General features: G+C 51.0%; 28 protein-coding genes. 17 read left to right on the top strand and 11 right to left on the bottom strand.

All coding sequences use genetic code 11. From position 1 onward, the window contains the following. The first annotated feature begins 27 nt into the window (after positions 1-27). Genes WC593_08135 through WC593_08090 form a run of 10 tightly spaced genes read left to right on the top strand, consistent with a single transcriptional unit; the run spans position 28 to position 9,566 of the window. Complete coding sequence (locus tag WC593_08135) at positions 28-357, top strand: ATPase (protein ID MFA4825113.1); 330 nt, start codon at positions 28-30, stop codon at positions 355-357. Continuing rightward, the gene (locus tag WC593_08130; protein MFA4825112.1) at positions 344-2,311 is read left to right on the top strand and encodes a V-type ATP synthase subunit I; all 1,968 of its coding nucleotides are present in this window, start codon (positions 344-346) and stop codon (positions 2,309-2,311) included. Before WC593_08135 ends, WC593_08130 begins: the two co-directional genes overlap by 14 nt. Before the next feature lie 3 nt (positions 2,312-2,314). Beyond that, positions 2,315-2,587: an ATPase gene (locus WC593_08125; GenBank protein MFA4825111.1), complete on the top strand. Its 273-nt coding sequence runs from the start codon at positions 2,315-2,317 to the stop codon at positions 2,585-2,587. 13 nt (positions 2,588-2,600) lie between these two features. After that, entirely contained in the window at positions 2,601-3,179 is a 579-nt protein-coding gene (locus WC593_08120; protein MFA4825110.1) for a V-type ATP synthase subunit E family protein, read from the top strand. Between the two features lie 12 nt (positions 3,180-3,191). Beyond that, positions 3,192-4,250 (top strand): V-type ATP synthase subunit C, encoded by a 1,059-nt coding sequence (locus tag WC593_08115; protein ID MFA4825109.1) that lies wholly within the window; start codon positions 3,192-3,194, stop codon positions 4,248-4,250. Continuing rightward, positions 4,251-4,556, top strand: a complete 306-nt coding sequence (locus WC593_08110; protein ID MFA4825108.1) for a V-type ATP synthase subunit F — start codon at positions 4,251-4,253, stop codon at positions 4,554-4,556. It abuts the gene before it with no gap. After that, complete coding sequence (locus WC593_08105; protein MFA4825107.1) at positions 4,547-6,313, top strand: ATP synthase subunit A; 1,767 nt, start codon at positions 4,547-4,549, stop codon at positions 6,311-6,313. Before WC593_08110 ends, WC593_08105 begins: the two co-directional genes overlap by 10 nt. After that, positions 6,310-7,698, top strand: a complete 1,389-nt coding sequence (locus WC593_08100) for an ATP synthase subunit B (protein MFA4825106.1) — start codon at positions 6,310-6,312, stop codon at positions 7,696-7,698. Before WC593_08105 ends, WC593_08100 begins: the two co-directional genes overlap by 4 nt. A 7-nt stretch (positions 7,699-7,705) precedes the next feature. Continuing rightward, the gene (locus WC593_08095; protein MFA4825105.1) at positions 7,706-8,335 is read left to right on the top strand and encodes a V-type ATP synthase subunit D; all 630 of its coding nucleotides are present in this window, start codon (positions 7,706-7,708) and stop codon (positions 8,333-8,335) included. 16 nt (positions 8,336-8,351) lie between these two features. Further along, complete coding sequence (locus WC593_08090) at positions 8,352-9,566, top strand: phosphoglycerate kinase (protein MFA4825104.1); 1,215 nt, start codon at positions 8,352-8,354, stop codon at positions 9,564-9,566. Position 9,567: 1 nt separating this feature from the next. Here the strand turns inward: WC593_08090 and WC593_08085 are convergent, their stop codons facing one another. Beyond that, the gene (locus tag WC593_08085) at positions 9,568-10,053 is read right to left on the bottom strand and encodes a hypothetical protein (protein MFA4825103.1); all 486 of its coding nucleotides are present in this window, start codon (positions 10,051-10,053) and stop codon (positions 9,568-9,570) included. Positions 10,054-10,209: 156 nt separating this feature from the next. Here WC593_08085 and WC593_08080 point away from each other — a divergent pair, with 156 nt between their 5' ends. The 4 genes from WC593_08080 (at position 10,210) to WC593_08065 (ending at position 12,324) form a co-directional block, all read left to right on the top strand. Continuing rightward, positions 10,210-10,524, top strand: coding sequence for a hypothetical protein (locus tag WC593_08080; protein ID MFA4825102.1), 315 nt, complete (start codon positions 10,210-10,212; stop codon positions 10,522-10,524). A gap of 81 nt (positions 10,525-10,605) precedes the next feature. After that, complete coding sequence (gene rlmH / locus WC593_08075) at positions 10,606-11,085, top strand: 23S rRNA (pseudouridine(1915)-N(3))-methyltransferase RlmH (GenBank protein MFA4825101.1); 480 nt, start codon at positions 10,606-10,608, stop codon at positions 11,083-11,085. Positions 11,086-11,427: 342 nt separating this feature from the next. Next, positions 11,428-11,874, top strand: coding sequence for a HEAT repeat domain-containing protein (locus WC593_08070; GenBank protein ID MFA4825100.1), 447 nt, complete (start codon positions 11,428-11,430; stop codon positions 11,872-11,874). A gap of 72 nt (positions 11,875-11,946) precedes the next feature. Then, on the top strand, positions 11,947-12,324 hold the full coding sequence (locus tag WC593_08065; protein MFA4825099.1) for a hypothetical protein: 378 nt from the start codon (positions 11,947-11,949) through the stop codon (positions 12,322-12,324). An 11-nt stretch (positions 12,325-12,335) separates the two neighbouring features. Here WC593_08065 and WC593_08060 read toward each other — a convergent pair whose 3' ends face one another. The 6 genes from WC593_08060 to WC593_08035 all read right to left on the bottom strand — a co-directional run bounded on the left by WC593_08060 (position 12,336) and on the right by WC593_08035 (position 18,258). Further along, positions 12,336-12,836 (bottom strand): DUF350 domain-containing protein, encoded by a 501-nt coding sequence (locus WC593_08060; protein MFA4825098.1) that lies wholly within the window; start codon positions 12,834-12,836, stop codon positions 12,336-12,338. A 133-nt stretch (positions 12,837-12,969) separates the two neighbouring features. Beyond that, entirely contained in the window at positions 12,970-13,191 is a 222-nt protein-coding gene (locus tag WC593_08055; GenBank protein MFA4825097.1) for a hypothetical protein, read from the bottom strand. A 94-nt stretch (positions 13,192-13,285) separates the two neighbouring features. Further along, the gene (locus WC593_08050) at positions 13,286-14,104 is read right to left on the bottom strand and encodes a hypothetical protein (protein ID MFA4825096.1); all 819 of its coding nucleotides are present in this window, start codon (positions 14,102-14,104) and stop codon (positions 13,286-13,288) included. 83 nt (positions 14,105-14,187) lie between these two features. Further along, positions 14,188-15,717 carry a lysine--tRNA ligase gene (gene lysS / locus WC593_08045; GenBank protein MFA4825095.1) on the bottom strand — a complete coding sequence of 510 codons (1,530 nt, stop codon included), beginning with the start codon at positions 15,715-15,717 and terminating at the stop codon, positions 14,188-14,190. A 158-nt stretch (positions 15,718-15,875) separates the two neighbouring features. Next, positions 15,876-17,210, bottom strand: a complete 1,335-nt coding sequence (locus WC593_08040) for an NAD(P)/FAD-dependent oxidoreductase (GenBank protein ID MFA4825094.1) — start codon at positions 17,208-17,210, stop codon at positions 15,876-15,878. An 85-nt stretch (positions 17,211-17,295) separates the two neighbouring features. After that, positions 17,296-18,258: a hypothetical protein gene (locus WC593_08035; GenBank protein ID MFA4825093.1), complete on the bottom strand. Its 963-nt coding sequence runs from the start codon at positions 18,256-18,258 to the stop codon at positions 17,296-17,298. A 60-nt stretch (positions 18,259-18,318) separates the two neighbouring features. Between WC593_08035 and WC593_08030 the strand changes: the two genes are divergently transcribed. Continuing rightward, positions 18,319-19,065 (top strand): DUF128 domain-containing protein, encoded by a 747-nt coding sequence (locus WC593_08030; GenBank protein MFA4825092.1) that lies wholly within the window; start codon positions 18,319-18,321, stop codon positions 19,063-19,065. Positions 19,066-19,080: 15 nt separating this feature from the next. On the opposite strand, the gene WC593_08025 is transcribed toward WC593_08030, so the two are convergent. Then, positions 19,081-19,860: a helix-turn-helix domain-containing protein gene (locus WC593_08025; GenBank protein MFA4825091.1), complete on the bottom strand. Its 780-nt coding sequence runs from the start codon at positions 19,858-19,860 to the stop codon at positions 19,081-19,083. Between the two features lie 119 nt (positions 19,861-19,979). On the opposite strand from WC593_08025, the gene WC593_08020 reads away from it, so the two are divergent. Together WC593_08020 and WC593_08015 are read left to right on the top strand one after the other, a co-directional pair. Beyond that, entirely contained in the window at positions 19,980-21,215 is a 1,236-nt protein-coding gene (locus WC593_08020) for an S-layer protein (protein MFA4825090.1), read from the top strand. Continuing rightward, a complete protein-coding gene (locus WC593_08015) occupies positions 21,215-21,922 on the top strand; it encodes a glucose-6-phosphate isomerase family protein (protein MFA4825089.1) in 708 nt (235 codons plus the stop codon). Before WC593_08020 ends, WC593_08015 begins: the two co-directional genes overlap by 1 nt. Here WC593_08015 and WC593_08010 read toward each other — a convergent pair. Genes WC593_08010 through WC593_08000 form a run of 3 tightly spaced genes read right to left on the bottom strand, consistent with a single transcriptional unit; the run spans position 21,870 to position 25,262 of the window. After that, the gene (locus WC593_08010; protein MFA4825088.1) at positions 21,870-22,646 is read right to left on the bottom strand and encodes an NAD+ synthase; all 777 of its coding nucleotides are present in this window, start codon (positions 22,644-22,646) and stop codon (positions 21,870-21,872) included. The genes WC593_08015 and WC593_08010 overlap by 53 nt on opposite strands. A 29-nt stretch (positions 22,647-22,675) precedes the next feature. Continuing rightward, positions 22,676-24,385, bottom strand: coding sequence for a potassium channel protein (locus WC593_08005; protein MFA4825087.1), 1,710 nt, complete (start codon positions 24,383-24,385; stop codon positions 22,676-22,678). Then, the gene (locus WC593_08000; GenBank protein MFA4825086.1) at positions 24,372-25,262 is read right to left on the bottom strand and encodes a tRNA(Ile)-lysidine synthase; all 891 of its coding nucleotides are present in this window, start codon (positions 25,260-25,262) and stop codon (positions 24,372-24,374) included. The genes WC593_08005 and WC593_08000 overlap by 14 nt, the downstream gene beginning before the upstream one ends. Positions 25,263-25,342 lie beyond the last annotated feature (80 nt).

Below are 25,342 nucleotides of genomic sequence, written 5' to 3'. Positions count from 1 at the left end.
ATTGTACTGCCGTGAGAGGAGGGTTGGATGAAGACTGAGGTCCTACAAGACATCAAGAAAGCTGAAGAAGAGTACCAATCGATGATCAGCAAGGCCCAGGAAGAGAAGAAGCATAAGCATTCCCAGGCTGAGCTGGAATCTGATAATCTGGTCGCAAAAGCGCAGAGTAATTCTGAACAATACAAAAAGCTGAAACTGGAAGAAGCACGGCACCAGGCGGCCCTTAAGCACGCTGAAATCATAAAAAATGGCAATCAGCGCGCAGCGGCATTGAAAGAGAAAGGCGGGAAGAACCTTTCAAAAGCAGTGCAGCTGCTGGTTGTGCGGTTTAAGGAGCAGCTGCATGTTAGCGCCTAAACGGATGAGCCGGCTGCTCATCGCCGCTTCCCGGGACCAGATGGCCCCGGTTGTTGCGGAACTCTATCGCCATCATCTGTTTCATATCGAGGAGTACGTTGAAACAGGTGCAGAGGGTTATGAGGGCTTTAAGATCGGCACGCCTCTTTCAGGAGCAAGCGAAGCATCTGTTGATCTCGTTAAGATACGGGCAATAGAAAATGCCACCTCCATCCAGGGAGATGACATTGATGTTGCAAAGCCCAGCACCCGGGCAGAATTGCAATCCAGAATTGAACGTGACCTTCCGGTTCTTGAAAAAGAAGTAGAGGATCTGACGGTTCGGCGTTCACAGCTGGATGCCCGGGTAAAGGAGAACGAGCAGAAAATTGCCGAGATCACACCGTTTCTTACCTTACCGGTGGATCTGGACCTGTATCGCGGGTATACGGGTTTTACCGTGTTTGCAGGCTATGTGGCCCACGAGGTCACCCTTACAGTGCCCTGCGAAATTTCGTATTCCCCGGGCAAAGACAAGAATTTCATTGTGATTGTCGCTCCAGTTGGAGAACGCAGCGAGGTTGAACGGGCATTGCAGGAGGCTGCATTCCAATCAGTACCTGTCCCGGAGGAGACTGGTTCTCCGAAGGCACGTATCGATTATTACACCGCTGGAATCTCCACCATGAAAACCGAGATTGCGGAAATCCACCAGAAACTGGATGATGTCCGACAGAAGCACAGCGGTTTTCTCGTAGCGTGCGAGGAATTTTTAAAAGCTGAAGTGGAGCAGACTGAAGCCCCGCTGCGGTTTGCAACCACAAAACAGACCTTCGTTGCAGAAGGCTGGGTTCCCTCTGATAGCGTTGATGCGATAACCAATGCCCTTGTCAAAATAACCGGCGGAAAGATCTATGTCACCGTCTTACCGATTGACTTTGAACATGACAGTGTGCCTGTTGAGTACAACAATCCGTCGTTTTCAAAACCAACTCAGGTGCTGATGGACGTTTACAGCCGTCCAAAGTATACCGAGCTCGATCCGACCCTGATGGTATCGATTGTATTCCCCCTGTTTTTCGGATTGATTCTTGGGGATGTGGGGTATGGGTTGATTCTCCTTGCGATGGCACTGGGACTCAGGAAAATTTTCAAAGAAGGAGAAGGCCGGCAGTTGCTCACTGTGCTCAGGAACGCGAGCATTTCAACTATCATCTTTGGCCTGCTCTTCAGCGAGTTCCTTGGTTTTGCAATTCCGGGCCTGAATCCGATCATGCCTTCCCGCCACCTTATGGTAGAGCATGGTGCTCATGGTCCGATGATTCCGGATCTGATGGTCCTTGCCATCTGGATCGGTGTTTTGCATATCACGGTCGGGCGTATCCTTGGCATTATCAACCATGCACGCCAGGACCATGGCGAGCACCGGAACAAGACCATGCTGGCCAACGTCGGCTGGCTCGCGGTTATGTGGGGCCTCCTTGTCGTAATCTGGTCGATTGCCCCCCTGCCGCTTATGCCCAACCTGACCGGGCTTCCCGGGGTTGTATCAATTGTAAATTTCGGCGGAGTTTTTGGTGCAGTACTCATCCTTCTGGGTGTGCTGTTCATAGCCCGCGAATCAGTACTTGAAGTTATTGAACTTCCGTCGATTATCTCGCACGTATTATCCTATACCCGTATCGTTGCGGTTGGCTTCTCTTCAGTAGCCATCGCGATGGTCGTCAATTTTATATCCATTGGGATGTTCATTCAACCCCAGTTGGAAAATTTTACCATTTTCAGTATTTTCATCATCATAGCCGGACTTGTCGTGTTCCTTTTAGGACATGCCCTTAACACAGTCTTAGGTATCCTGGGTGGAGGACTCCACTCGATCAGGTTGCATTATGTTGAATTCTTCACCAAATTCTACAAAGGTGGAGGCGTTAAGTACATTCCGTTCGGAATGAAAAGAAGATTTACGGAGGACTAAATTATGGCAGCAGAATTAGTAGCAGCAGTAGATGTTGGAATGACCGTTGAACAGATCAAGGCATCGCAGATTGGAATGAAGGCACTTGGTGCAGGTATCGCAGTCGGTCTGACTGGTATCGGTGCCGGTGTTGCAGAGATGGCAATTGGTTCCGCCGCAGTCGGTGCAACCGCCGAAAATAAGGATATGTTTGGTCTTGCACTGCTCTTCACCGTTATTCCCGAAACCATCGTTATCTTCGGTCTGGTCGTCGCTCTCCTGCTCTTGTTCGTATAACCCGGAGCAGACAATGGGACTGGAAGCCGTTGTAGAAGAGATCAGGGAAAAAGGCAGGAGCGAAGCAGTAAGGATCCAGGCGGAGTCAAAAAAGGATGTTGACAAGATCCTGGCAGATGCAAACAAGAGGGTCGAAGAGATCAAACTTGCCGCAGAGGCCGAGTCTGAAAAAAAGGCCGTCCATATCATTAGCCAGGATGTCTCTGCAGCAAACCTTCTTGGCAAACGCGAGATCCTGAATTCGCAAAAGGCGCTTTTAGACGAGGTCTACGAAGCAACCAGAAAGGAGATTGCCGGACTCCCTGAGAGCTTCCATCGAGAAGCCATCAAAAAACTCCTCACCGAGGCCAAAAAAGAGATCTCAAAGGGAAAGGTCTACTGTAATACCCGGGATATGGCAGTAACAAAAGCGATTATTGCCGGGAATCCCGATTTTGCAGGATTTAAGCTGGGTGACCCGGTCAACATCGATGGCGGAGTCATTATCGAAGGTGAAGGAGCAGCGTTGCAGATTGATTACAGTTATCGCACATTCCTTGCAAAGGTGTGGGAATCCGGGTTGAAAGATGCATCTGATATCCTGTTTGGATAAGGAGGTACACGTATGGCTGGCCTGAGGCTTGTTGCAGCACCGTACATCTATGTTTGTACCAGGATGCGGGTGAGAAAAACAACCCTGCTCCCGAGGGAGGAGTATATGCGGATGCTCAACATGAACCTCCCCGAGATCACCCGTTTCATAGGTGAGACCGATTACAAGCAGGAGATTGATGAGCTGGGTACGACTTTTAAGGGAATCGACCTTATTGAAGTTGCACTCTCCTGGAACCTTGCAAAGGAGTACCAGAAGATTCAGGAGATCACGCCAGGAACCTTAAAACAGTTTACCCAGGCATATCTCCGTCGCTGGGATATCCAGAATGTACTCACCATCCTCCGGGGTAAAATGCAGGGTGCGAAAACCGGTAAGATTAAAGAGATCCTTATTCCCGCAGGAAGTCTTGACAGGGTTATTCTGGATCGCCTTTTGGCAGAGGACAGTTTAGACAAGATTGTAGAAATGCTCAAGGGATACCGGATGTATCCGCAGGTATTCACACGTGAATATCCCCTGTCAAAGGAAAGTGGGTCCTTTTCACGATTGGAAAATGAGCTCTACAAACAGTTCTACGCAGAGATCATTGCCGAAGCGGAGAGTGGAATCAAAGGGGGAAACCTGTTCCTTGATTTCATCCGGCTCGAAATTGATATCAAGAATGTCAAGACCCTTTTCCGGTTGCGTGCGGATACCTTTGAGGAAGATGCCCGGTCCATGTATATTCAGGGAGGATCGTTATCAGTTGTTGATTTTGCCACCCTGAATTCCTTAAAGGACCAGAATGAATTTATCGATTTACTCAAAGGGAAAATTCGCCAGAAGGCATTAATTGCACTTCTTGATGAGATGAGGACTGAAAAAACGATCCGTGATGTTGAAGTGCGGCTCACCCGTGTGCAGCTGGAACAGATGGAGCGGATGTCCAAGCGCCATCCCATCTCCATTCATCCGATTCTCGTCTATCTCGAGAAGAAGAAGTACGAGGTGTTCAATCTCCGGGCGCTCGCCAGAGGAAAAGAGTCAAAGCTGCCTTCTGAGAAGATCGCGGAATACCTGGTGATGTAAATGGAGATCGCAGTTATCGGCAACAGTGAGTTCATTCTCGGCTTCAGGCTTGCGGGTATCCGCAAGACCTATGCTGCCGAGAACGATGAACAACTCAATGAATACATCACCAGGGTGCTGCAGGATGGCGAGGTTGCTATTCTCGTACTCAACAGCAGCGACATGGAAAAAGTACCCCGCAGGCTTCGCGCGACTCTGGAAAATTCCGTAAAACCGACCGTGATTGCGATCGGTGCCGAGGAAGAAGGGGGTCTGACCATGAGAGAGAGAATCAAGAGATCGGTGGGTGTTGATCTGTGGAAGTAACAACCAAACAATCTAAAGAACAGAAACAAGGGGTTCTGAAAAGAATCGCCGGCCCTGTCGTGACGGCAGTCAACCTTGACGCCCACATGTACGATGTGGTGAAGGTCGGCAAAGAAGAGCTGATGGGAGAGGTCATCAAGATCCAGGGTGACAGTGTCATCATCCAGGTTTACGAAGATACCTCCGGCATCAGGCCCGGCGAACCGGTCTCGAATACCGGTCTTTCGCTTGCAGTTGAACTCGGTCCGGGTCTGCTGACCAGTATCTATGATGGTATCCAGCGCCCCCTCTCCGTACTTGTGGACAAGATGGGCAACTTCATCGAGCGTGGTGTCACTGCGCCCGGTCTTTCCCACGACAAGAAATGGATTTTCAAGCCGCTCGTCAAGGCCGGCGACAAGGTCGAGCCGGGTGCAATTCTCGGAGAAGTCCAGGAGACCAACATCGTCCACAAGGTCATGCTCCCCCCGAATGCAAAGCCGGGGACAGTCAAGACGATCAAGAGCGGAGACTACACGATCGACGAGATCATCTGTGTTCTCGAAGACGGTCGCGAGTACCCGATGATCCAGCGCTGGCCGGTCCGTGTCCCCCGCCCCGTGAAAGAGAAGATGAACCCGACGATCCCGCTGATCACCGGTCAGCGTATCCTCGATGGTCTCTTCCCGATCGCAAAAGGCGGTACCGCCGCAATTCCCGGTCCGTTCGGGAGCGGCAAAACCGTTACCCAGCAGCAGCTGGCAAAGTGGTCGGATGCAGAGATCGTGGTCTATATCGGCTGCGGAGAACGCGGCAACGAGATGACGGAAGTTCTTACGGAATTCCCGCACCTCGAAGACCCGAAGAGCGGTAAGCCCCTTATGGAAAGGACCGTGCTCATCGCAAACACGTCCAACATGCCCGTGGCAGCCCGTGAAGCGTCGGTTTATACCGGTATCACCATCGCGGAATATTTCCGTGATATGGGCTATGACGTCTCCCTGATGGCAGACTCGACCTCTCGTTGGGCAGAAGCAATGCGTGAGATCTCCTCGCGTCTCGAAGAGATGCCCGGTGAAGAAGGATACCCGGCATACCTTGCGGCCCGGCTCTCGGAATTCTACGAGCGTGCAGGACTTGTCAAGACCCTCAACGGGGCCCGTGGTTCCGTCTCGGTTATCGGTGCAGTATCCCCGCCAGGGGGAGACTTCTCGGAACCGGTCACCCAGAACACCCTGCGTATCGTCAAGGTTTTCTGGGCGCTGGACGCAAAGCTCTCCCAGCGCAGGCACTTCCCGGCTATCAACTGGCTGAACTCGTACTCCCTGTATCTCGAAGCCCTCCATGACTACTATGACAAGGAAGTCTCCCCTGAGTGGAATACTATCCGTTCATGGGCCATGGAAATCCTCCAGAAAGAAGCAGAACTCCAGGAGATCGTGCAGCTCGTCGGTTCCGACGCCCTGCCCGAATCTGAGCAGGTGACTATTGAGGTTGCCCGTATGATTCGTGAGATCTTCCTCCAGCAGAACGCATACGACTCGGTCGACACCTTCTGTGATATGAAGAAACAGTATGACATGATGAAGGCTATCAAGACATACGCAGAACTCTCGTACGCAGCCCAGCTTGTCGGTGTCAGCCCTGCCCAGATCAATGCGGTCAAAGCCAAGAATGAGCTGGCCCAGATCAAGTTCATCAAGGAGTACAAACCCGAACTGGCGAAGATTATGAAACAGATGGACGATGAGTTCAACACACTGAGGTCGGCAGCATGAAGGAATACAGAACGATAAGCAAGATTGCCGGGCCGCTTGTCTTTGTTGAAAAGACCGAGCCGATTGCCTACGGCGAACTCGTTAATATAATTCTTGCCGATGGCACAACCAAGCGCGGCCAGGTGCTCGACACGAGCGACGAACTCGTCGTTGTCCAGATCTTCGAGACCACTGCCGGTATCGGCAGGGACAGCGGTGTCCGGTTCACGGGCGAGACCATCAAGATGCCCGTGGGCAGGGAGATGCTCGGACGCATCCTGTCCGGTGGCGGTAAGCCTATCGATGGCGGCCCTGACATTGTCCCGGAAAAGCGCCTCGACATCAACGGTGCTGCAATCAACCCGTACGCCCGGGGCATGCCGGCCGATTTCATCCAGACCGGTATCTCCACGATCGACGGGACCAACACCCTTGTCCGTGGCCAGAAACTCCCGATTTTCTCGGGTGCAGGTCTCCCGCACAACAATGTTGCGCTGCAGATCGCACGGCAGGCAAAGGTGCCCGGCTCAACCGAGAACTTTGCAGTAGTATTCGCTGCGATGGGTATCACGAAGGAAGAAGCGAACTACTTCATGCAGGACTTCGAGCGCACCGGTGCGCTGGAACGTGCGGTCGTGTTCCTGAATCTTGCAGATGACCCGGCTGTCGAGCGTATCATCACCCCGCGGCTGGCCCTGACCACTGCTGAATACCTTGCTTTCGAGCTCGGTATGCACGTGCTCGTCATCCTCACGGATATGACCAACTATTGTGAAGCGCTCCGTCAGATTGGTGCAGCCCGTGAAGAAGTGCCCGGTCGCCGTGGCTATCCGGGATACATGTACACGGATCTCGCCAACCTCTACGAGCGTGCCGGTATGATCAAGGGTCAGAAGGGCTCAGTTACCCAGATCCCGATCTTAACCATGCCCGGTGATGATATCACCCACCCGATTGCTGATCTTACCGGTTATATCACCGAAGGCCAGATCGTGGTCAACCGTGATCTCCACCGCAAGGGTATCTACCCACCCATCAACGTGCTGCCATCGCTCTCCCGTCTGATGAACCTCGGTATCGGGAAAGGAAAAACCCGTGAAGATCACAAGAAGGTCTCCGACCAGATGTACGCCGGGTACGCAGAAGGCAACGATCTCCGTGGCCTCGTCGCCATCGTCGGTAAGGATGCCCTTTCCGAACGTGACCGGCTGCTCTTAGAGTTCGCCGATCTCTTCGAAAGCCGTTTTGTCCGCCAGGGATACGATGAGGACCGTACCATCGAGGATACCTTAAACCTCGGCTGGGAACTGCTCTCATCGTTACCCGTTGAGCAGCTGACCCGTATCGACCGTGAACTGATCAACAAGTACCACCCGAAGTTCCGCACTGGTGCAAAGAAGGAGTAAGAAGTCCATGGCCCTGCGCGATATCAAGCCGACCCGTTCCGAACTGATCAACCTGAAACGGAAGATCCAGCTCTCGGAGCGTGGCTACAAGATCCTCAAAATGAAGCGCGATGGACTGATCCTTGAATTTTTCAAGATCCTGGCAAATGCAAAGGACACCCGGGGCGACCTCCTCAGGAAGTATGCAACAGCGGTCGAAATGATGGCGGTGGCCAACACGGTTGAAGGTGCAATCGGTGTGAAATCAGCCGCCTTCTCGGTCAAGGAAGTACCCGAGATCACCTTAAAAAGCAAGAACATCATGGGCGTGGTCGTTCCGCAGATCGACTCATCCAAGGTCAAAAAGAGCCTGGTTGATCGCGGTTACGGGGTGCTGGGCACCTCTACCGTCATTGACGAGACTGCATCTGCATTTGAGGAACTCGTAGAATCGATCATCGAGAGCGCGGAGATCGAGACCACGATGAAGCGCCTGCTCGATGAGATCGAAAAGACCAAGCGCCGTGTCAATGCACTGGAGTTCAAAGTCATTCCCGAACTCACCGAAGCACGGGACTTCATCAAGATGCGTCTTGATGAGATGGAGCGGGAAGAGCTCTTCCGGATGAAAAAGATCAAATCCCGGAACACCGCATAATTTTTTTGAGGTTATGATGCCGATTGGAACCATCAGGGAACTGGGATGCGAAGGTAAGACCGTGCTCCTCCGGCTCGATCTCAACTCCCCTATCGATCCCACCTCCAATCTTATTCTTGATGACAAACGTTTCCGGGAACACCTTCCTACGATCCGTGCCCTTTCCGACAGCCGTGTCGTGATCGTCACCCACCAGAGCCGACCCGGTAAAAAAGATTTCACTCCCTTAGAAGCCCATGCGGAGAAGCTGGAGCATCTGCTGGGAAAACCGGTTACCTATGTCGACAGCATCTTCGGGCGCCATGCCCGGGAAGCCGTGCACGCAATGAAGACCGGTGAGGTGCTGATGCTGGAAAATGTCAGGTTCAATGCAGAGGAGAACCTGACTTTAAAACCCGAAGAAGCCAAAAAGACGCACCTGGTGAAGAAGCTCTCTGCAATGGCAGATGTCTTTGTCAATGATGCATTTGGTACTGCCCACCGTTCGCAACCTACGGTTGTTGGCCTCCCCATGGTCATGCGTTCAGCGGGGGGACTTCTCATGGAAAAGGAAGTCTCCACCCTTTCAAAAGTATTCTCCGGTGCACCGCGCCCGGTCTGCATGGTACTTGGCGGCACCAAGGTAGATGATTCTATCGACGTAGCCCGGCATGTGCTGGAGAATGGTATCGCTGATACGGTCATCGTCATTGGCGTTGTTGCAAATGTCTTTTTGATAGCAGCCGGGTACAATATCGGCAAACCCTCCACCCAGCTGATTGCCCAACTTAAGTACCAGCCGGAGATCGAAAAGGCAAAAGAGATCCTTTCCCGGTTCAGGGATCGGGTTGTGATGCCTGAATCTGTTGCGGTGAGGCAGGACAATCACCGGGTTGAGTATGCAATCGACCGGATACCTGATGATGCGCCTGTTCTGGACCTTGGCATGGATTCTCTTGCATCGTTTGTCCAGGTATTAAAGAAATCAGGAACGGTGGTATTCAACGGACCTGCCGGTGTCTTTGAAGATGCAGACTTTGCGACTGGCACCTATGAACTTCTCAGGGCCGCTTCTCAGGTCGAGTTCTCTGTTGTCGGCGGCGGGCACACTGCGGTGGTTATTGAAAAACTCGGTATCGAAAAGGATTTCACCCATATCTCAACTGGCGGCGGAGCGTGCATCGAATTCCTGACCGGAAAAAAGCTCCCTGCAGTTGATGCATTGGAGCAGTCAAAAAAGATTTTCGGGTAGATTATTCTTTTTTCAGCAACGCACTGATCATAAAATTTGATAGCGGTGTTTTATATCGCTTTGTTGTTACGATATCCGGAACGCACTGCGTCATTTGAACAGTTCCCGGTACTGCAGGTGAAGGAATTGTTTGGATAACAGGGATTCCCATCTCTTTTTTCCGGCTTTTCATGGTACTGAGCACAGCAAATGAGAAAGCCAGTGCGGTGAACATGAACAAGCAGATCGAAAAAAACAGGGTAATTCCTACGATACGGGTAATGATGCCTTCCTGGAGAACCGCCCAGGCACCGGGAATGAAAAGACTCCAGAATACAATTACAGCAAGTTTTGTGGATTCGGCCGGACTTGAGAGACTCCGTTCGCGGGACGTTTCATCACCGATTGGGTATTGATCAATCATCTTACCAAGAGCAATGAGCGCGACACTGCAGGCAACTGAGAAGATGCCCACGATTGCCAGGAGCAACAGGATGATTTCGTTCATAAGTCTACCTCGGAATGATCTCCTATTACCCGCCGCGCTATAAAAAGTATTCTATAAGTATGCTATAAAGGATACGATTATGAAATTCGTAATACTTATGAATTATTGCGGGCGATTAACAGGCTATTTATAGTATTTAGCCCTAGTTTTTAGGGAATGGCAGAAAAGATACCGGCGACCCGCGGGGAACGTGTTGCAATATCCTATAAAATGCCCCCCAATATCTACGAAAAGGTCAATAAACTCGTGTATGAGGAAAAGAAGTTCTCTACGGTCTCTGACTGTATTACACAAGCTTTATTAGCCTTCGTCGATAATCACCACGATATGGGACAGTTTAAAGAGCTGTTCAAGGACTACATGTCATCAGATGAGGGTCGGGAACTCATGAAAAATATGATGAAAGAAGTACTCATTGATGTGTTATCGCACCAGAAAATCGATACAAAAGACTCCAAAAGTAATCCATAGGTAAGTTACTTCCACCCATTTCCTTCTTATTCTTTTAGCATGCAGTATGCTCAAATGTTTAACTTCATTGCAGGGTAAACCATGCAGATCCGTATCATTGCGGTTGGAAAAATCAAGGAGAAATACCTGCAGGAAGGCATTGCCGAGTACGAAAAGCGCCTTCGTCCGTACGTGAAACTGCAGGTTATCGAACTGGCAGAAGAGAAACGTCCCCTTTCTGCATCATCATCTACTGAATCTGCAGCAAAGATAAAGGAAGGAGAGCGGATCGTTACAGCTCTCCCTGAAGATTCCTTTGTCATCGCCCTTGATGTGAGGGGGCAGAACTGGTCGAGTGAGGAACTGGCTGCCTCGTTCCGCGAACGGGAACTATCCGGGCAGAATCACCTGGCCTTTATCATTGGCGGGGATCTTGGGCTCTCCCCAGCTATCCTTGCCAGGAGCAATTTTCGTCTATCTCTCTCTAAGATGACCTTCACCCATCCCATGGCCCGGCTTCTTCTCGTTGAACAGGTATACCGGGCATTCCGCATTCTCCGGGGCGAGCCGTACCACAAGTAAGCAGGAATCACCCATAATCCCCGCCGACATGCTCGTTATTTCAAATGTCTTTGTTTTATTTTTGTTTGTTGACACCGGTTAAGTTCCGAATCGAGCCCATTCTCTTTAACTGAAGGACGAAATGGAGTAGATTCTGCCCGCATGAATAAAATATTAATAATTGAATTGCAGTATATTACTCTAATGTACCAGTCCCCTCCTCTTGAAACGGTCAGGATGACGCGGATATGGGCCGCTCATGGTAAGCGGATGCTTTTCTCTCTCAGTTAAAACCTGCTTTTTTTTTAGAATCCGGCAGGGAACTGGTAACGTTTTAAACTTTGGGATAATCAGGAGGAATCTATGTATTTAAGTCTTGAGAAACATGACGGCGAGTGGTTCAATTCCCGCTCTTACAAAGGGGCTGTATATGATCTGATGTACGCTGCCATGTCCGGAACGGATGCGGCAGGGCGGATTCGCGCAGTTATTGCCTTGGGGAAGAGCGATGATCCGCGTGCGGTCCGTCCTTTAATGGATCTGTTAACCGACATGGACCCGGAGATCCGGCTGTCTGCGACAACCGTTCTGGGCCAGCTGAAGAGTGGTCGCCCTGTGGATGAGCTGATCGGGCGCCTGCGGGACCGGAGTGAACGGACTGCTACCCGTGAACAGGCAGCAGTATCGCTTACTGCAATCCGAAGTACAGGAGCACTCCGGGGGCTCCGGGAGTTTATCGCGGATGAGAACGAGGACCCGGCCCTCCGATCATATGCAGGCAACCTGTTAACGAATATTGTAACTTTATAAGAGACGGTGCTACCGTTTCCTGTATCCAATCGCCACTCTTTTTGTATCAGTCCGGTACAATGAGATACTGCTATGAAACCCTCCCAACCAATCCCGGCAGCCGGTATATGCAACCGTTGCGGCGAATGTTGTCGCTGGCTTCCTGTTGTTCTTGTCTGGCAGTGCAAACCCCACCAGCTGCATTTCCTCCGCGAGCGGGGGCTCAGGGAAGAAGGCGGCTATTTCCTTGCCGATTCCCCCTGCCGGCACCTGATAAAAGAGGAGCCTGACGGCAGTGGGATACAGAAGTGGGGCTGTGCAATCTATAATACCCGGCCGGCCACCTGCCGGGACTTCTGCGGAAAAGCCTTAAGCGGTGGGAAGCGGTTTTACGTACCCGAAGGCTGCTCTATGGCTGGTGGAAAGGGTGGGGAAACAGGGAACGAACAGAAAAATCCCGATCAAAAATAGAAGTAACGGGGTTATATCAGGGTTGCAGTAATGCCCAGTACTCCCGACTGAATAATCACGGCAACGGCAATGATCACCCCGGCCATCATCAGCGCAACAGCAATATTGCCTTTCTTAAGCTCCCTGAATATCTCAATACCTTGTGTAAGCCGGTCAAGGATATAGAGAGCAAGATAGATTGCTGCTACGGCAAGGACAATGCCAAGAATGAACTGGATGATGGTAAATCCCACGACAACCAGACCGTCACTCGTGAAGATCCCGACATCCATTGCCTTGTTAATTCCGACTGACAGACCTGTGACGCCGGATTCAACAATAATGGCGATAGCAACAAAAACCGCAGCAACGAGGATGGCAACAGCGATGTTCCCTTTCGCCAGTTCTTTCTCTTCATCAATCCCAGGAGTAATCCTGCTCATGATAGAAAAACCGATATAGAGTGCCACAGCCGCGAAAACAACAGAGACTACTAACTGGAACAGACCTAATACGGCATTCGCAAGAAGCATGGGTTGTACCTTGGTTTTATCATTTATCCATTGTTCCGAATATATTTTTGCCTGGTAGATGAATTCTTCAGAATATATGCCATGAATTTTTCATTCATAGATCTATATGAACCGGTTAAGGATTATCCCCCTATCAATACATCCTCAGCAGTAGTGATGCCGGCAGACCTTTGGCCGATAGAACCGGTTCCGATACGATCTGTATGATCACTGTTATCAGGAGGCTCATGAGCACAAGCACAACATAGACACTCTGATTAAAATTCCCCATTTCAAGTCCGATAAGTGAAGACCACAATTGCAGCTGCCAGTCTGCCATCGCATCCGTACCCATTGGCAGCCTCCACCTTGCCAATACTAATCCCCCCTTCGTGTCATCTTACATGACGGTAAATGTGAAAAAATGAGTAGTGAATTTTTTTTCGTTTTATTATTCAAGCACTCTTCTCTTACCGGTTCAATCGGCCGCACACGATCGTGGTGCCTTTCTCCCCTGCAACGGTGCTCACCCCGCCATCCCAGTAGAGTCCGACCGGGTTGCTCTCCCCATCTACCATCATCCCGAGAATTCCACTACCAAGGCCGTTCTTGTATGCCGAGCCGGTCCGTGAATCATCGCTGTGGGCAATGGAAGCATCAAAAATCCGGACGAGCACCTCATCGTTCCGCTTCGGGTTCACCTTCGGCTCCCCGGCGATGATCCACATGTGGCCGGTGTCGAGCGTGCTTGGAGTAAGCCAGAGGCAGACGTCTCCTGGTTTCAGGTCAACGGGATGTGCCACCCTTGTCCATCCGCCCGCGTCCGGCGTCTTCGTATCGAGCTTGTTGAAATAACCGGCGTACGATTCGATAGACGGGTTGACCCCTTTGCCAATCACTTTGTAGCCGGCCGGATCGGCATTCATCAGCACGTGATCGATAAACCCGAGGCAGTCGAACTTGTATATCCCCGCCGGTTCGTCAACGGTATAGGGAGGATGCACATATTCAGTGGATTTCATGTTTGAGAACATCCGAAAAGCCTCGCGCCAGATTATATTATCCGTTTTCACCGCCGTCAACTGCGCGGCAATACTCAGTGCGGGCGTTGTTCCGGCTGCGTGGCTGGTCGTATCCGTCCCTGCCGGAACGGTCTTTTCCGGGGTGACAGATGTTACACTCACAGGAGCAGTCGCGCTCTGCGGTGCCGGGGCTGTGGTACACCCGCCGAATGCAGCGAAAAGAACGAGTATCAGGAGAACACAAACGGTTGGAAATCGGCAGTCCATAAAAATAGTATGCGTACGGTGTCTCTTATACTATCCGGAAGGCACGTCGGAAAAGAGGGTAATAAGGGGATGAGCCGGGATCTCTAGTTCCCTGCTTTAGGTTCTTCCTCTTTTTCTGCTTCCTCGCCCGGCTGAATCGTCTTCATCGAAGGGAACAGGATGACTTCCTTGATGGAATTATTATTTGTCAGCAGCATGACAAGCCGGTCGATACCGATCCCAACGCCACCCGTCGGCGGCATACCGTACCCGAGAGCATTGATGAAATCGTAGTCGATCATCTGGGCCTCAACATCGCCCATTCTCCGCTTCTCATCCTGTGCCTCGAACCGTGCCTTCTGGTCGACAGGATCGTTGAGTTCCGAGAACCCGTTTGCCACTTCCATCCCATGGATGAAGAGCTCGAACCGCTCGGTGAATCCTTCTTTGGTCCGGTGCCGTTTTGCCAATGGGGAGTTCTCTACCGGGAAATCGTACACAAACGTGGGCTGCATGAGTTTCTCTTCAACAAGCCCTTCAAAGAAGTAGACAAGGAATTCCCGCTGGGACTGTGGCTTTTCTGATTCCGGCAGTTTGTGCTGGAGTGCCAGAGAGCGGAGTTCTGCTACGCTGTGAGCAAAGACATCGATGCCCCCGTACTCCTTCACGGCATCCGTCATGGAGAGTTTCTTCCACGGCTTGGCAAAATTCAGGGAGATCTCGCCATAGGGGATCTCGAACTTCCCGTGTACCGTGTTGACGATCGAAGAGACGATATCTTCGGTAAAGCCCATCATGTCGTTGAAGTCATGGTACACCCAGTAGATCTCCACCATGGTGAACTCCGGGTTGTGGTTGGTATCAACACCCTCGTTCCGGAAGTTACGGGCGATCTCAAAGACCTTCTCGAATCCACCCACCACGAGACGCTTGAGGTAGAGCTCGGGCGCAATCCGCAGGAAGAGTTTCTGGTCGAGGAAGTGGTGGTAGGTGGTGAACGGGCGGGCATTTGCCCCCCCGTATACCGGCTGGAGAATGGGGGTTTCAAATTCTAAAAATCCGTTGTCATCGAGGAACCTGCGGATCAGGGCGACAATCCTGCTCCGGTCCCGGAATGTCTGCCTGCTCTCTTCGTTCGTAATGAGATCTACGTACCGCTGGCGGTAACGCTTCTCCACGTCCGTGAGCCCATGGAACTTCTCGGGAAGCGAGCAGACCGCTTTGCACAAAATGGTAAAAGAGTCCACCCAGATGGTGATCTCGCCGAGTTTGGTCCTGAAGACATGGCCGGTAACCCCGATGATATCCCCGCGCTCGATGTACTGGTTGAAGAGTTCGAACTGCTCTTCCCCGAGATCGTTTTTCCGTATGTAGAGCTGGATCTTGCCTGCTTCGTCACCAAGGTCGGCAAAGATGGTCTTGCCATGGTTCCTGACAATATAGATCCTCCCTGCGGTCGTGACACTCTCTGCACTCTTGTCATGAGTTATGTCGGCGTACCGGATTTTGATATCAGAAATGGTATCCTTACGGTCGAACGTGGGGGGAAAGATCGTGATTCCTTTCTCCTGAAGCGAGGATATTTTATCGAGCCTTGTTATTTCAAACGGAACGTTTTCGAGGATATTGGTCATCTTAAAAGCACCACGGTCAGTAAGGATGTTTATGTATCGTAATTATGCGATTCCGGGGGTAATAATACCATCAGCATTTGCGTCGGAAAATGATAGCAGTCTGTTTTTTTTAAGATTATTTTTACGCACGGCAATAAAAACGGCCAACAAACAATCAATCAGGTATTTTTTCGCTTTTTGAGCATTCCTGAAGCATATTTTGCAAGCCCATACACCCCGTCCGTCGAAGGGTGGACCTCGATGAACTCCTCGAAGTCATGAACGGAAAAATGGCGGCTCATGAGAAATGCCATATATCCCGCAATAAGTCCCCCGCCCGGGCCTGCGGTACATACGCCCTCGATCGCGCCATCTTCCCAATTGAGAAATATCTTCGCAAGACCCGTATCCCTCGCAGGGACCGACCAGAATGTACCCGGTCCGGCCGGCCCCGGGATTGCCAGCGATGCTGTGTTCTCGGTACCCGATCTGCAAAATGCCAGCTCCTGCGAGAGGTTGATCGATTGCGGGATGAACCGGGAATCCATGGCGCGGGAAATCCCCAGAATGTTATCCGCAGCCACGATACCCTGATGACGGGCAACCGGTGTCAGGTAGGGTGGGCCGATCACATCCCCGCAGGCATATACCTCCGGAATACTGGTGTGCATGTGCTCATCAACGATAACTTCACCAGCCGGTCCTTTTTTGACACCATTGAGCATTTCAGAACGCGGTACGAGTCCTGCGGCAATAAGCACGGCATCTGCCTGATGCCGGGTGATCTTCCCCTCTTTTTCCAGTGTGAGTGTTTTTTCGTGCGAGTTCCCGTTTATTGACTGGACCCGGGTATTTTCCTGTATGTCCACCGATGAAAGATCTTTAACTGCCAATGCACGGAGGTGATTATCCATATCTTTCAAAAGTGTGCTCCTGCACAGGAGAGTTACCTTACTGCCGAATGTACTGAAAATATAGGCAAATTCAGCAGCCATCACCCCCCCGCCGATGATTGAGAGGTTCTCCGGGATCTCCTTTAACGTAAACAGGGTATGCGGGGTGTAGACTTCCGGTAGATCTATTCCCGGAATTTCCGGAATATGGGGTCGTGACCCGGTAGCGACAATCACCGTATCCGCTTCGATCTTCTCGTCATCCAGAAAGACGGTCTTTCCCTCAAGCCGGCCGGTCTTCCCGTAGACGATGTCCACGCCAACAGATTTTGTCTCATTATCGAGTACAGATGCAATCTTTGCCTGGATCGCGTGCATCTCGTCAATCATCCGGGGAAAATTGATCACAGGGGATGCATCCATTATGCCGAGATGCTGGAAAGCATGGAAAGAATGGATCGTGCGGGCCACATCATTCAGGGCACAGACGGGCATACACCCAAAATGGAGACACTGGCCCCCGATACCTCCGCGTTCGATAAGCCGAACCTCTTTTCCTGCAGATGCGAGCCGGATTGATGCGATCCTTCCCGCAGGGCCACCCCCAAGAACAACGATCATGGGATTTCCTTTATCATAAAGAGAAAAATCTGGTTTTTAAGGGAAACGGGTTCTTCGCTATTACGGCCCGTATCAACCCCTTGTTTCAGAAGACTTCGCAGCCCTCATCCATAGGTTCAGAGAGCAATTCGCCGGTGAATGCGTTCACTTCGACAATCTTCTTGCCCCGTATCTGCCAGACCGGAATATAGATCTGCCTGGAATCAATGGCGATATTTTTCCTGTCAGGTTTCAGGATCTTCTCTTCATAGAATATCGCATCGCCTTTCTCCTGCTTGATCCGGACCTTCTGGGTGAGCCGTTCAATCAATTCATTGACAATTCGTTCGGAGGCTTCATCTTTGCGGATATGCGGATCACAGACCTCAGACCCTCCGGGAATATCGGTCTCCTCAACCATCTTACCGTCGAGTTCGATTTTTATCCCGTTGATCGCGTTGATCGCACCCCAGCCGTCTGCATCAAACGGGATTCTGCGGTCTTTGTAGACCTGCTCTCCGCTGCTCGTATAGTGGAACAGGAAATAGGGAATAAATCTCAGTTTTGCCGCACCCTGCACCCCGGCGGTTCGGATCGCAGCCTGCTCGGTGATCTTTATGGGGAGGTGGGGGAGCGTGATACCCGAAGGTTCTTCTGCCTTTGCTGCGGCCGATGCAGCTGCGGTTACAGCAGCTTTTCTGGCTTTTGCCGGCGTGAGATCCAGTGACAGTTCGCGATCGAGAATATCGGCAAGGACTGCTTCTCCGGTATACCGCACAAATTCGTCAACCCCCCACTGGATGCAGTTCTCGGTTGTGATCTCTTTATCGAGAGAGAACAGCAGTTTCTTGCAGGTCATCTCATGGTCATCGATCATGAGACTATAATTGGTCTTATCGAACTGTCCGATCAGATCGCTCTCGTTCGAACAGAGCACCAGCAGGCAGGTGCCATCACGCACTGCTGAAAGGTCAAGAGGGTCATCAACCTCTTCGACCTCGTACCGTGCCGCTTCAAGAATGAGTCGCATCGCATTCTTGGCTTTTTCCCGCATATCGTGTTCCATCATACATAAATTGCCTTACTCATATAGAACAATTTTTCTATTGTTATGTCCGAGATTAGTATAATGAACCTCCCGTTGAAATTTGTCAACCATAATATCGAAGATTTTGCCATTCAGGTAACATTCGATCCGACGACGGGAGAAGGAAACGTTGTATACAATCTCTCATTGATAAAAAACGAAGATCTTGATTTTGCGATATCTGTTCTCAAAGACGCTAACAAAACCGGTATCTGTGTCAGCGGAATGGTCAAGTTCTTTTCTTCAGGAGAAAAAGTTGCAGATTTTGTGATTCCCAAAGGCTGTACCGGCATCTGCACGATGTGCAGCATCACGTTTGATGGTCTTTTAGTAAGGCGCGGTATCCCGATCAACCCGATTGGAGGCGGAGTAGTCGAGATTGAGAACCGGACCCCGATCCGATTCACGCATATCATCCTGTACGAACATACCACCATCGATCCCCTGCAGGTACTCATATCCCAGAAGACCACCTCGGTAACCAATGTTATGCAGCGGGGGAGTGGTAACATTCTTGCAAATATCCGGGAGTTCCACATGGAAGCAGAGCCTCTGGTTGTTAATGTACTCGATGAATTATCGAGCAGCAGTTACTCAGGAATCCTTGAAGTGGGCATGCCCAACCTGTCACTCCTCGGTGTGCCCGTGAGCCCGCAATATGTTGCCATCGCAGCAATTGGCGGCACTAATCCTATGGCAGCGATCCGGGAAGGGGGACGCTGGGTTCAGATTCAGGCGATGAAGGGTCTGATGGATATCCGGCAGATGGACGAGATCAGAAATTATTAAAAGAAAAACGGGTTCTCATTCCGGCTTTCTCGCCCAGTCCACGATCAGGTTATAGTACCGTGAGAAGAACCGGATAAACCCTTCTGCTTCTGAGAAAAGTGCTACCGCATCTTCCTTCCCGGTTCCTAAAATGACCAGTACGCGCCGGTTATCGACAATGCAGATCCCTCCCGCCATCATATCCTTTACACGGTCAAGTTCGCGGGGCATCTCCGGATGCTTTTTGACATAGACTCGCATTTTTCCCGTGTTGCCGCAATCCCACTGGTGGGTGACAATCTCGACGTCTGCACGCTCTGCTTTATCCTCAAGAATCTCTTTTATTTCCGGTGAAATGATCTGGGGGTGGGCGATGATCCGTATATTCTGGCTTGCAGCGGTCAGGATATCCGTGAGTTTCCTCTGGATGTTTTCGATACCGTAGACATTCCATATCAGCTCCTCACTGCTCTGTTCGTGGCCGATCCGTTCACGGTGGATCGCTGACAGGATCTCGCGGGCATCGGCAGCATCGTGTTCGATCCTGCTCATCATGATTGAAACACCCTCATCCGGCGAGAGAGCAGCAAACCGTTTGGGGGTCGAACGGGCTACTGAAACAAGTTTTTTTTCCTGGAGTTGATCGAGTACCGGATATACAGATGCGCGCGGGACGGTGGATATTTCATGGATCTCACTGGCAGTCGCGCTTACCACTTTTAAAAGAGCAATATATACCAGAGCTTCATATTTTGTCAAACCGAGTGATTTGAGACAATCAATAACCCGGGCAGAGCCGGGTAAGGGTTGTTTCATTGGAACATGACTTTATATTGTGCAATAATAAATGTTGTTATAATAATAACAACAAGGGATCACTGATGGAATATCGAGGATGTATTATATTTATTCTGGTGCTGTTTCTCGGCTGCAGTATGCCGGTGCTGGCAGTCGACACCTATCTCGGGGCAACTCCTCACCTGTCAGCAGAAATCTCGGGTGTCAATGAGTTCACCCCGGGAGAGGATGTTACCATAAAGGTCATTGTACAGAACCGCGGCGTGAACGATTTAAAATTTCTCACCAAAGGGACGATCGCTCGCGATGATCTGCCGACAACCGCAAAGATGGTAACTGTTGGACTCGCGCCAGGCAATGCCCCCATCATAATCAAATCAGATTCCCAGAATATCGGGGATATCAAGACGCAGGGGCTTTATACCGTCTCCATTTTGGCAAAGATCCTCTCCAACGCCTCTATGGGGGAATACGAGATCCCTCTTACGATCCGGTACACCTACCTTGCTTCCTCTGACAATGATGTGGCTGACATCCTTCAAAACGATTACCGTGTCGTAAATGACACATTTCCCTTAACGGTAAAGATCAAGCCTCAGGTAAAAATTGAGGTGATCGAAGCAGTCCCGGAAAACCTGAATGTCGGCAGCGGCGGTTATCTCAACTTAACGATACAGAATATCGGGTTTGAAGACGGGAAGAAAGCGACGGTGAAGATACTTCGTAACGGCTTAAGCCCGATCATCCCAACCGATAGCAGTGTTTTTATCGGGGACTTCCCGCGCAATGGAACCGTTACCTGCCGGTACAAGGTGGCAGTATCAGGAGATGCAGCAAAACAGACCTATCCCGTAGATATTGCGGTCACCTATGAAAACCGGGACGGTGATATCGTTACCTCCGCGACAGATACGGTGGGTATTCCCATTGGGGGGAAACTGACGTTTTCTATAGCCTCAGCCCCTGCCCAAGTAAGTCCGGACTCCGACAATGTAATTACTGTCGAGTACAGGAATAACGGGGATACGACGGCCTATCATTCACAGGCAAGGATCTCCGCAGTTGACCCATTTACCAGCTCAGATGATACCACCTATCTCGGGGATTTAAAACCCGGCGAAAAGGCCACAGCCCGGTATCAGATACACACCGGTGATGAAGCAGAGATCAAGACCTATCTGCTCGATGCAGAGATACGGTATCGGGATTCACTCGATAACAGCCAGGTGTCAGATACGTTTAAAATACCGGTTGCGGTTGAACCAAAACCTGCTTCAAGTGAGCTGGTCACGATGCTTCCGGCATTTCTTCTCATCGTAATCATCGGCATTGGCGCGGGGTATTATTTACTTGTAATGAGAAAGAAGAAGTGATGCTTGGATGGGATGGGGCTCTCCCTTTGCCTTCAGTCCGGACAATTGAGGAGATGCGGTCTGTCCTTGCCGATCCTTCGTGCGAGGCAAACGCCCCCCTCTATTTTATGTACCGTGATCTGGCAAAGTCAGATGCGGATCGTCAATGGCTGCGCAGTCATGAGCTGCGCTATGATCTTACGGTGATTCCTCCCTGTACACTCAGCGGCGAATGGGTGAAGACCAAAGGACATTATCACCCGAAAAATCCGGTAGGGTCAGGCTATCCGGAAGTCTATGAGGTATTGGAAGGCGAAGCGAAGTACCTGCTCCAGTCGCGGAGGCTGGATGATGTGGTAATGATCTCTGCACATGAGGGCGACATCGTCATTATCCCCCCGGAGTATGGGCATATCTCCATCAATCCTTCTGCTGACAAGACTCTTGCAATGGCTAATATTGTTTCTACCGCATTCGAGAGCGAGTATGGTGAATACGAGACTCTCCACGGGGCTGCGTATTATGCAATGAGTAATGGCAGCCTGAAGAAAAATCCCTATTATCCGAAGATACCCGAGCTCCGGTATCCCGGCACCCCCTGGAGATCCACAGTAAGCCGGTTCTGCAGGGGGCCCCTTTACAATCTTATCGGGGATGAGGCCGGGCTCAGGTTTCTCAATTTCCCGGAACAATATCCCGGCATTTTTGCAGATCTGCTAAAAGGTTAGGTGCTGAGAGCCGCTTGTGCTCGCTTTTTTTCACCAATGCAAGGACTTTTTCTTCAGTGGGCGTTGCTGCCTTCCACTGGTGTTGCTCAAGAGCCCGTAACGCTGCATCGATCTCGGCATAGGAAAGCCCGATCTCCCGTTCGTCACTCTGGCCTTCCCATAACCCGGCAGACGGGGCTTTTTTCAGGATAGGATCCGGGATGTCCAGTTCCCGTGCTGCTTCATAGACTTCGTCCTTATACAGGTGAAGGATCGGCTGGAGGTCAGCTGCATTATCCCCGTATTTGGTGCAGTAGCCGAGCATATACTCGCTCCGGTTGGATGTCCCGCAGACCAGCCGGTGATCGAGATTGGCATAATAATAGACTACAGCCATCCGTATCCGCGCCATAAGGTTCCCGGTCAGGTACCGGGATCCGGTATATCCCGTCATGGCCCGGAATCCTTCAAGCATCGGTTCAATACTGACTACCCTGTGTTCCATACCAAGCCGTCCACAGAGTGTTGCAGCATCTTTGCAGTCTTCAGGATTACTGATTGCAGAGGGAAGTGAAAGCCCAAGTACCTTTTCAGGGCCGATCGCCCGGCAGCAGAACGTTGCTGCTACCGCAGAGTCTACACCCCCGCTCACGCCGATGACAATACCCGTGCATCCGCTGTTCCAGTAAGCGTACCGGATCATCTGTTCGATCTGTCCCAACCTGCACCCAAGATCTGTTGCCATGCGTATTCTTCCGGTTATTATTCTTCCGGTTATACTAGATGAATGAACTTTTTCAACTGTTCGGTATCTCCCACTGCAATGAGAGCATCCCCTTCTAAAATGATCTCTTCTGCCTCCGGGGCGATGATTGAACGGCTCTGGCTCTCGATACCGATGATCCTGACTCCTGTTTTTCTGGTGAACCATTTCAGGGGTTTCGAGTACGATTTATTGGCATGTTTGAGGATCACCAGATCGCTGTTTGGCAGTTCGAGAAGAATGGTGGCAGAATCAGCAAGGATGATCCTCGCGATTGTCTGTCCCCCGATCATGGGCAGGAGGGCCACGTAATCCGCACCCGCCCGGTAGAGCTTTTCAACCGTTGCCGGTTCATTGGCACGGGCAAGGATCCGTATGTCCGGGTTGAGGTTCCGGGTCATGAGCGTGGTAAAAATATTCACATCGTCATCGTTTAAGGCAACAATACAGAACCGTGCTTCTTCAATGCGGGCCTTTTTTAATACACTCTCATCCTCAGCATTGCCGATAACCTGTTCTACGGCATGTTGTTTTGAATCCACTACTATGCAGGTGACGCCGGATGCATGGAGTTCCTGGTACGCACCGGCACCGACATCCCCATATCCTGCGATCACCGCAAAAGCGTCTGAACATCCATCGGCATTGAACTCTTCCCGGATCGCAGTGACAATGGATTCTGCCCGGCCAAAAAGGAAGAGGGAGGTCGTGTTGTCGACAATGATATCGTGAGTGGGTTCAGGAACGAATTTCCCGGCTTTCCAGAGGAACGGAACAATTATGCCGAATCGTTCAAAGAGCTGAAGTGCTGACAGGGGGCGGAATGCCGCCCTGCACCCGGAAACCACCGGAATGTTGATGAGCCTGAGTTCCTGTTCTGCTGTGTGCTCGAGATTGATGTTGATCCTGTCCAGCCCGGGAATTTCCGGCTCTGCATCCCCGCTCGGGTTGAGGACGGCATGGCGTGCTAGGATCCTCCCGGTTGCGTGTTTGGGGGACAGTACGTAATCCGCTCCTGCATACCGGAGATATCGTTCAAAGGAGAGCTTGTCCACAACGGAAATGATCTTTCCTTTCACCCGTTCACGAATGCCGAGGACAATACTAGCGGTCTGCCGTTCATCTTTGCAGATTACGATATACTTTGCCTTATCGATGTGTGCAGCCGCCCATGTTGAGGGATCGGTATAATCCCCCCAGACAACGTAGGCACGTTTCCGGTAATGCGTGGCAATCTCAAGAGCGATTGCCTTGTCCTGTTCAATGATCACGATATCGTGTTCTGAGATCGTGAGGCTGTCAATAACCGAACGGGTGAGCTCATCATATCCCATCACAACGGTATGCCCTGACAGCACATGCGGGGTTTTTCGTGGGGGGGCGGGTGCAAGGAGGGCGGTAAGATACGGGGCGAGAAGAAGCGGGATAACGACGAAGATCATGATCACCCCTGACAACATAATCTGGATTGTCAGGAACATCGTAAGATCATTGGAAAACGGGAGCAGCCAGCCGAATCCCACCGTTGTCATCGATTCGACCACAAACAGCAGCGCCTGAGGCCATGAGAGCGGTTTGTTCTCAAGCACCGGATATACCGTGTGGAAGATGTACGTATAGAGGGCGATGAGCATGGCAAACGCAAAAAAATAAATGGATATCTGGATACCCGGCGAATTCCTGATCACCCGCCATATCCGCCCTCGTTTAGGCTGTGCCATCTTTCACCTCACTCTGTATTGAACCGTTATTGCAACACCTTTGCTGGTATTCCGCGAACCATTCACACGCATGGATGAGACCTGCGATTCCCAGGAGGGATACTGCCAGGTTTTCTCCCAGATTCAGGAGTGCGTATTTTGTTGCAGGATGATTATTTGTAAAGCTTTCCAGCATAGTGACCGTATCCTTGTGCAGTTCGTCTCCCTGTTCCGGGCTGAGTGCCGGTTCATCGCCAAACCCGCAGATTCCGGTATACAGGGATATTTCTGCTGCAGTGACTGATATGAACGGACAGATCCGGGGAATTGTTTCCGGACATGGTTTTCCGCTCAGCTTCTCCACCTCCCCCCGGATGATGCTCTCCAGCACCGCACCCGCTACATCATCGACAGAGAAACCCCGTGCAATTTTTGTGATCCCGTGTTGTTGAGCAACCTTTTCGAGCAGAAGGAAGTGATGGGAGTTACCATCGCAGGAAGCAGAAGGTTCTCCCGTTCTCTGCGTGACAGTATCAACCCCCTCACCTGATTTTCCCCCCCACGACCCCGTAATACATTCTGTATCCAGCCGCTCTGCAATCCGCTTAAGGTGTAATGTGTCGGTGGGATCACTCGTTCCGTCATCGATCATAATAGCGCTGATCCTTATATCGCGGCGCTCTGCGGTAAGTTTTTTTAAAAAATACAGGAGCGCGCTGCTGCTCTTATCGATGGAGAGGGGAACTGCGATGTGATCGCCGGATTTGAGCCAGCCCTGTGCACGTATCACCTTTTTTGCCTTTGCTTCAACATCGGCAATAATGTGCTGATCGCAGAGATGCAGCCCCGAATAGGGCTGGAAAACCATTGCATCACGGGGACACTTGCTGCACTGCATACATCTGACCTGTTTTATTCTGGAGAATAAAAGATGTTTAAGGTTGTCATGAATCGTTCCAGATAGTTAATAAGGAGTGA

Source organism: Methanoregula sp. (genome assembly GCA_041645435.1).
In the GTDB taxonomy this organism is placed as follows: domain Archaea; phylum Halobacteriota; class Methanomicrobia; order Methanomicrobiales; family Methanospirillaceae; genus Methanoregula.
Note: the sequence above shows the minus strand (reverse complement) of the source record. Positions and strands in the feature narration are given on the sequence as shown.

Excerpts from the sequence above, each read along its gene's own strand:
- WC593_08135 (MFA4825113.1), top strand. The coding sequence starts at position 28 with ATGAAGACTGAGGTCCTACAAGACATCAAGAAAGCTGAAGAAGAGTAC.
- WC593_08130 (MFA4825112.1), top strand. The coding sequence starts at position 344 with ATGTTAGCGCCTAAACGGATGAGCCGGCTGCTCATCGCCGCTTCCCGG.
- WC593_08125 (MFA4825111.1), top strand. The coding sequence starts at position 2,315 with ATGGCAGCAGAATTAGTAGCAGCAGTAGATGTTGGAATGACCGTTGAA.
- WC593_08120 (MFA4825110.1), top strand. The coding sequence starts at position 2,601 with ATGGGACTGGAAGCCGTTGTAGAAGAGATCAGGGAAAAAGGCAGGAGC.
- WC593_08115 (MFA4825109.1), top strand. The coding sequence starts at position 3,192 with ATGGCTGGCCTGAGGCTTGTTGCAGCACCGTACATCTATGTTTGTACC.
- WC593_08110 (MFA4825108.1), top strand. The coding sequence starts at position 4,251 with ATGGAGATCGCAGTTATCGGCAACAGTGAGTTCATTCTCGGCTTCAGG.
- WC593_08100 (MFA4825106.1), top strand. The coding sequence starts at position 6,310 with ATGAAGGAATACAGAACGATAAGCAAGATTGCCGGGCCGCTTGTCTTT.
- WC593_08095 (MFA4825105.1), top strand. The coding sequence starts at position 7,706 with ATGGCCCTGCGCGATATCAAGCCGACCCGTTCCGAACTGATCAACCTG.
- WC593_08090 (MFA4825104.1), top strand. The coding sequence starts at position 8,352 with ATGCCGATTGGAACCATCAGGGAACTGGGATGCGAAGGTAAGACCGTG.
- WC593_08085 (MFA4825103.1), bottom strand. The coding sequence starts at position 10,053 with ATGAACGAAATCATCCTGTTGCTCCTGGCAATCGTGGGCATCTTCTCA.
- WC593_08080 (MFA4825102.1), top strand. The coding sequence starts at position 10,210 with ATGGCAGAAAAGATACCGGCGACCCGCGGGGAACGTGTTGCAATATCC.
- rlmH (MFA4825101.1), top strand. The coding sequence starts at position 10,606 with ATGCAGATCCGTATCATTGCGGTTGGAAAAATCAAGGAGAAATACCTG.
- WC593_08070 (MFA4825100.1), top strand. The coding sequence starts at position 11,428 with ATGTATTTAAGTCTTGAGAAACATGACGGCGAGTGGTTCAATTCCCGC.
- WC593_08065 (MFA4825099.1), top strand. The coding sequence starts at position 11,947 with ATGAAACCCTCCCAACCAATCCCGGCAGCCGGTATATGCAACCGTTGC.
- WC593_08060 (MFA4825098.1), bottom strand. The coding sequence starts at position 12,836 with ATGCTTCTTGCGAATGCCGTATTAGGTCTGTTCCAGTTAGTAGTCTCT.
- WC593_08050 (MFA4825096.1), bottom strand. The coding sequence starts at position 14,104 with ATGGACTGCCGATTTCCAACCGTTTGTGTTCTCCTGATACTCGTTCTT.
- lysS (MFA4825095.1), bottom strand. The coding sequence starts at position 15,717 with ATGACCAATATCCTCGAAAACGTTCCGTTTGAAATAACAAGGCTCGAT.
- WC593_08040 (MFA4825094.1), bottom strand. The coding sequence starts at position 17,210 with ATGATCGTTGTTCTTGGGGGTGGCCCTGCGGGAAGGATCGCATCAATC.
- WC593_08035 (MFA4825093.1), bottom strand. The coding sequence starts at position 18,258 with ATGATGGAACACGATATGCGGGAAAAAGCCAAGAATGCGATGCGACTC.
- WC593_08030 (MFA4825092.1), top strand. The coding sequence starts at position 18,319 with ATGAACCTCCCGTTGAAATTTGTCAACCATAATATCGAAGATTTTGCC.
- WC593_08025 (MFA4825091.1), bottom strand. The coding sequence starts at position 19,860 with ATGAAACAACCCTTACCCGGCTCTGCCCGGGTTATTGATTGTCTCAAA.
- WC593_08020 (MFA4825090.1), top strand. The coding sequence starts at position 19,980 with ATGCCGGTGCTGGCAGTCGACACCTATCTCGGGGCAACTCCTCACCTG.
- WC593_08015 (MFA4825089.1), top strand. The coding sequence starts at position 21,215 with ATGCTTGGATGGGATGGGGCTCTCCCTTTGCCTTCAGTCCGGACAATT.
- WC593_08010 (MFA4825088.1), bottom strand. The coding sequence starts at position 22,646 with ATGGCAACAGATCTTGGGTGCAGGTTGGGACAGATCGAACAGATGATC.
- WC593_08005 (MFA4825087.1), bottom strand. The coding sequence starts at position 24,385 with ATGGCACAGCCTAAACGAGGGCGGATATGGCGGGTGATCAGGAATTCG.
- WC593_08000 (MFA4825086.1), bottom strand. The coding sequence starts at position 25,262 with ATGCAGTGCAGCAAGTGTCCCCGTGATGCAATGGTTTTCCAGCCCTAT.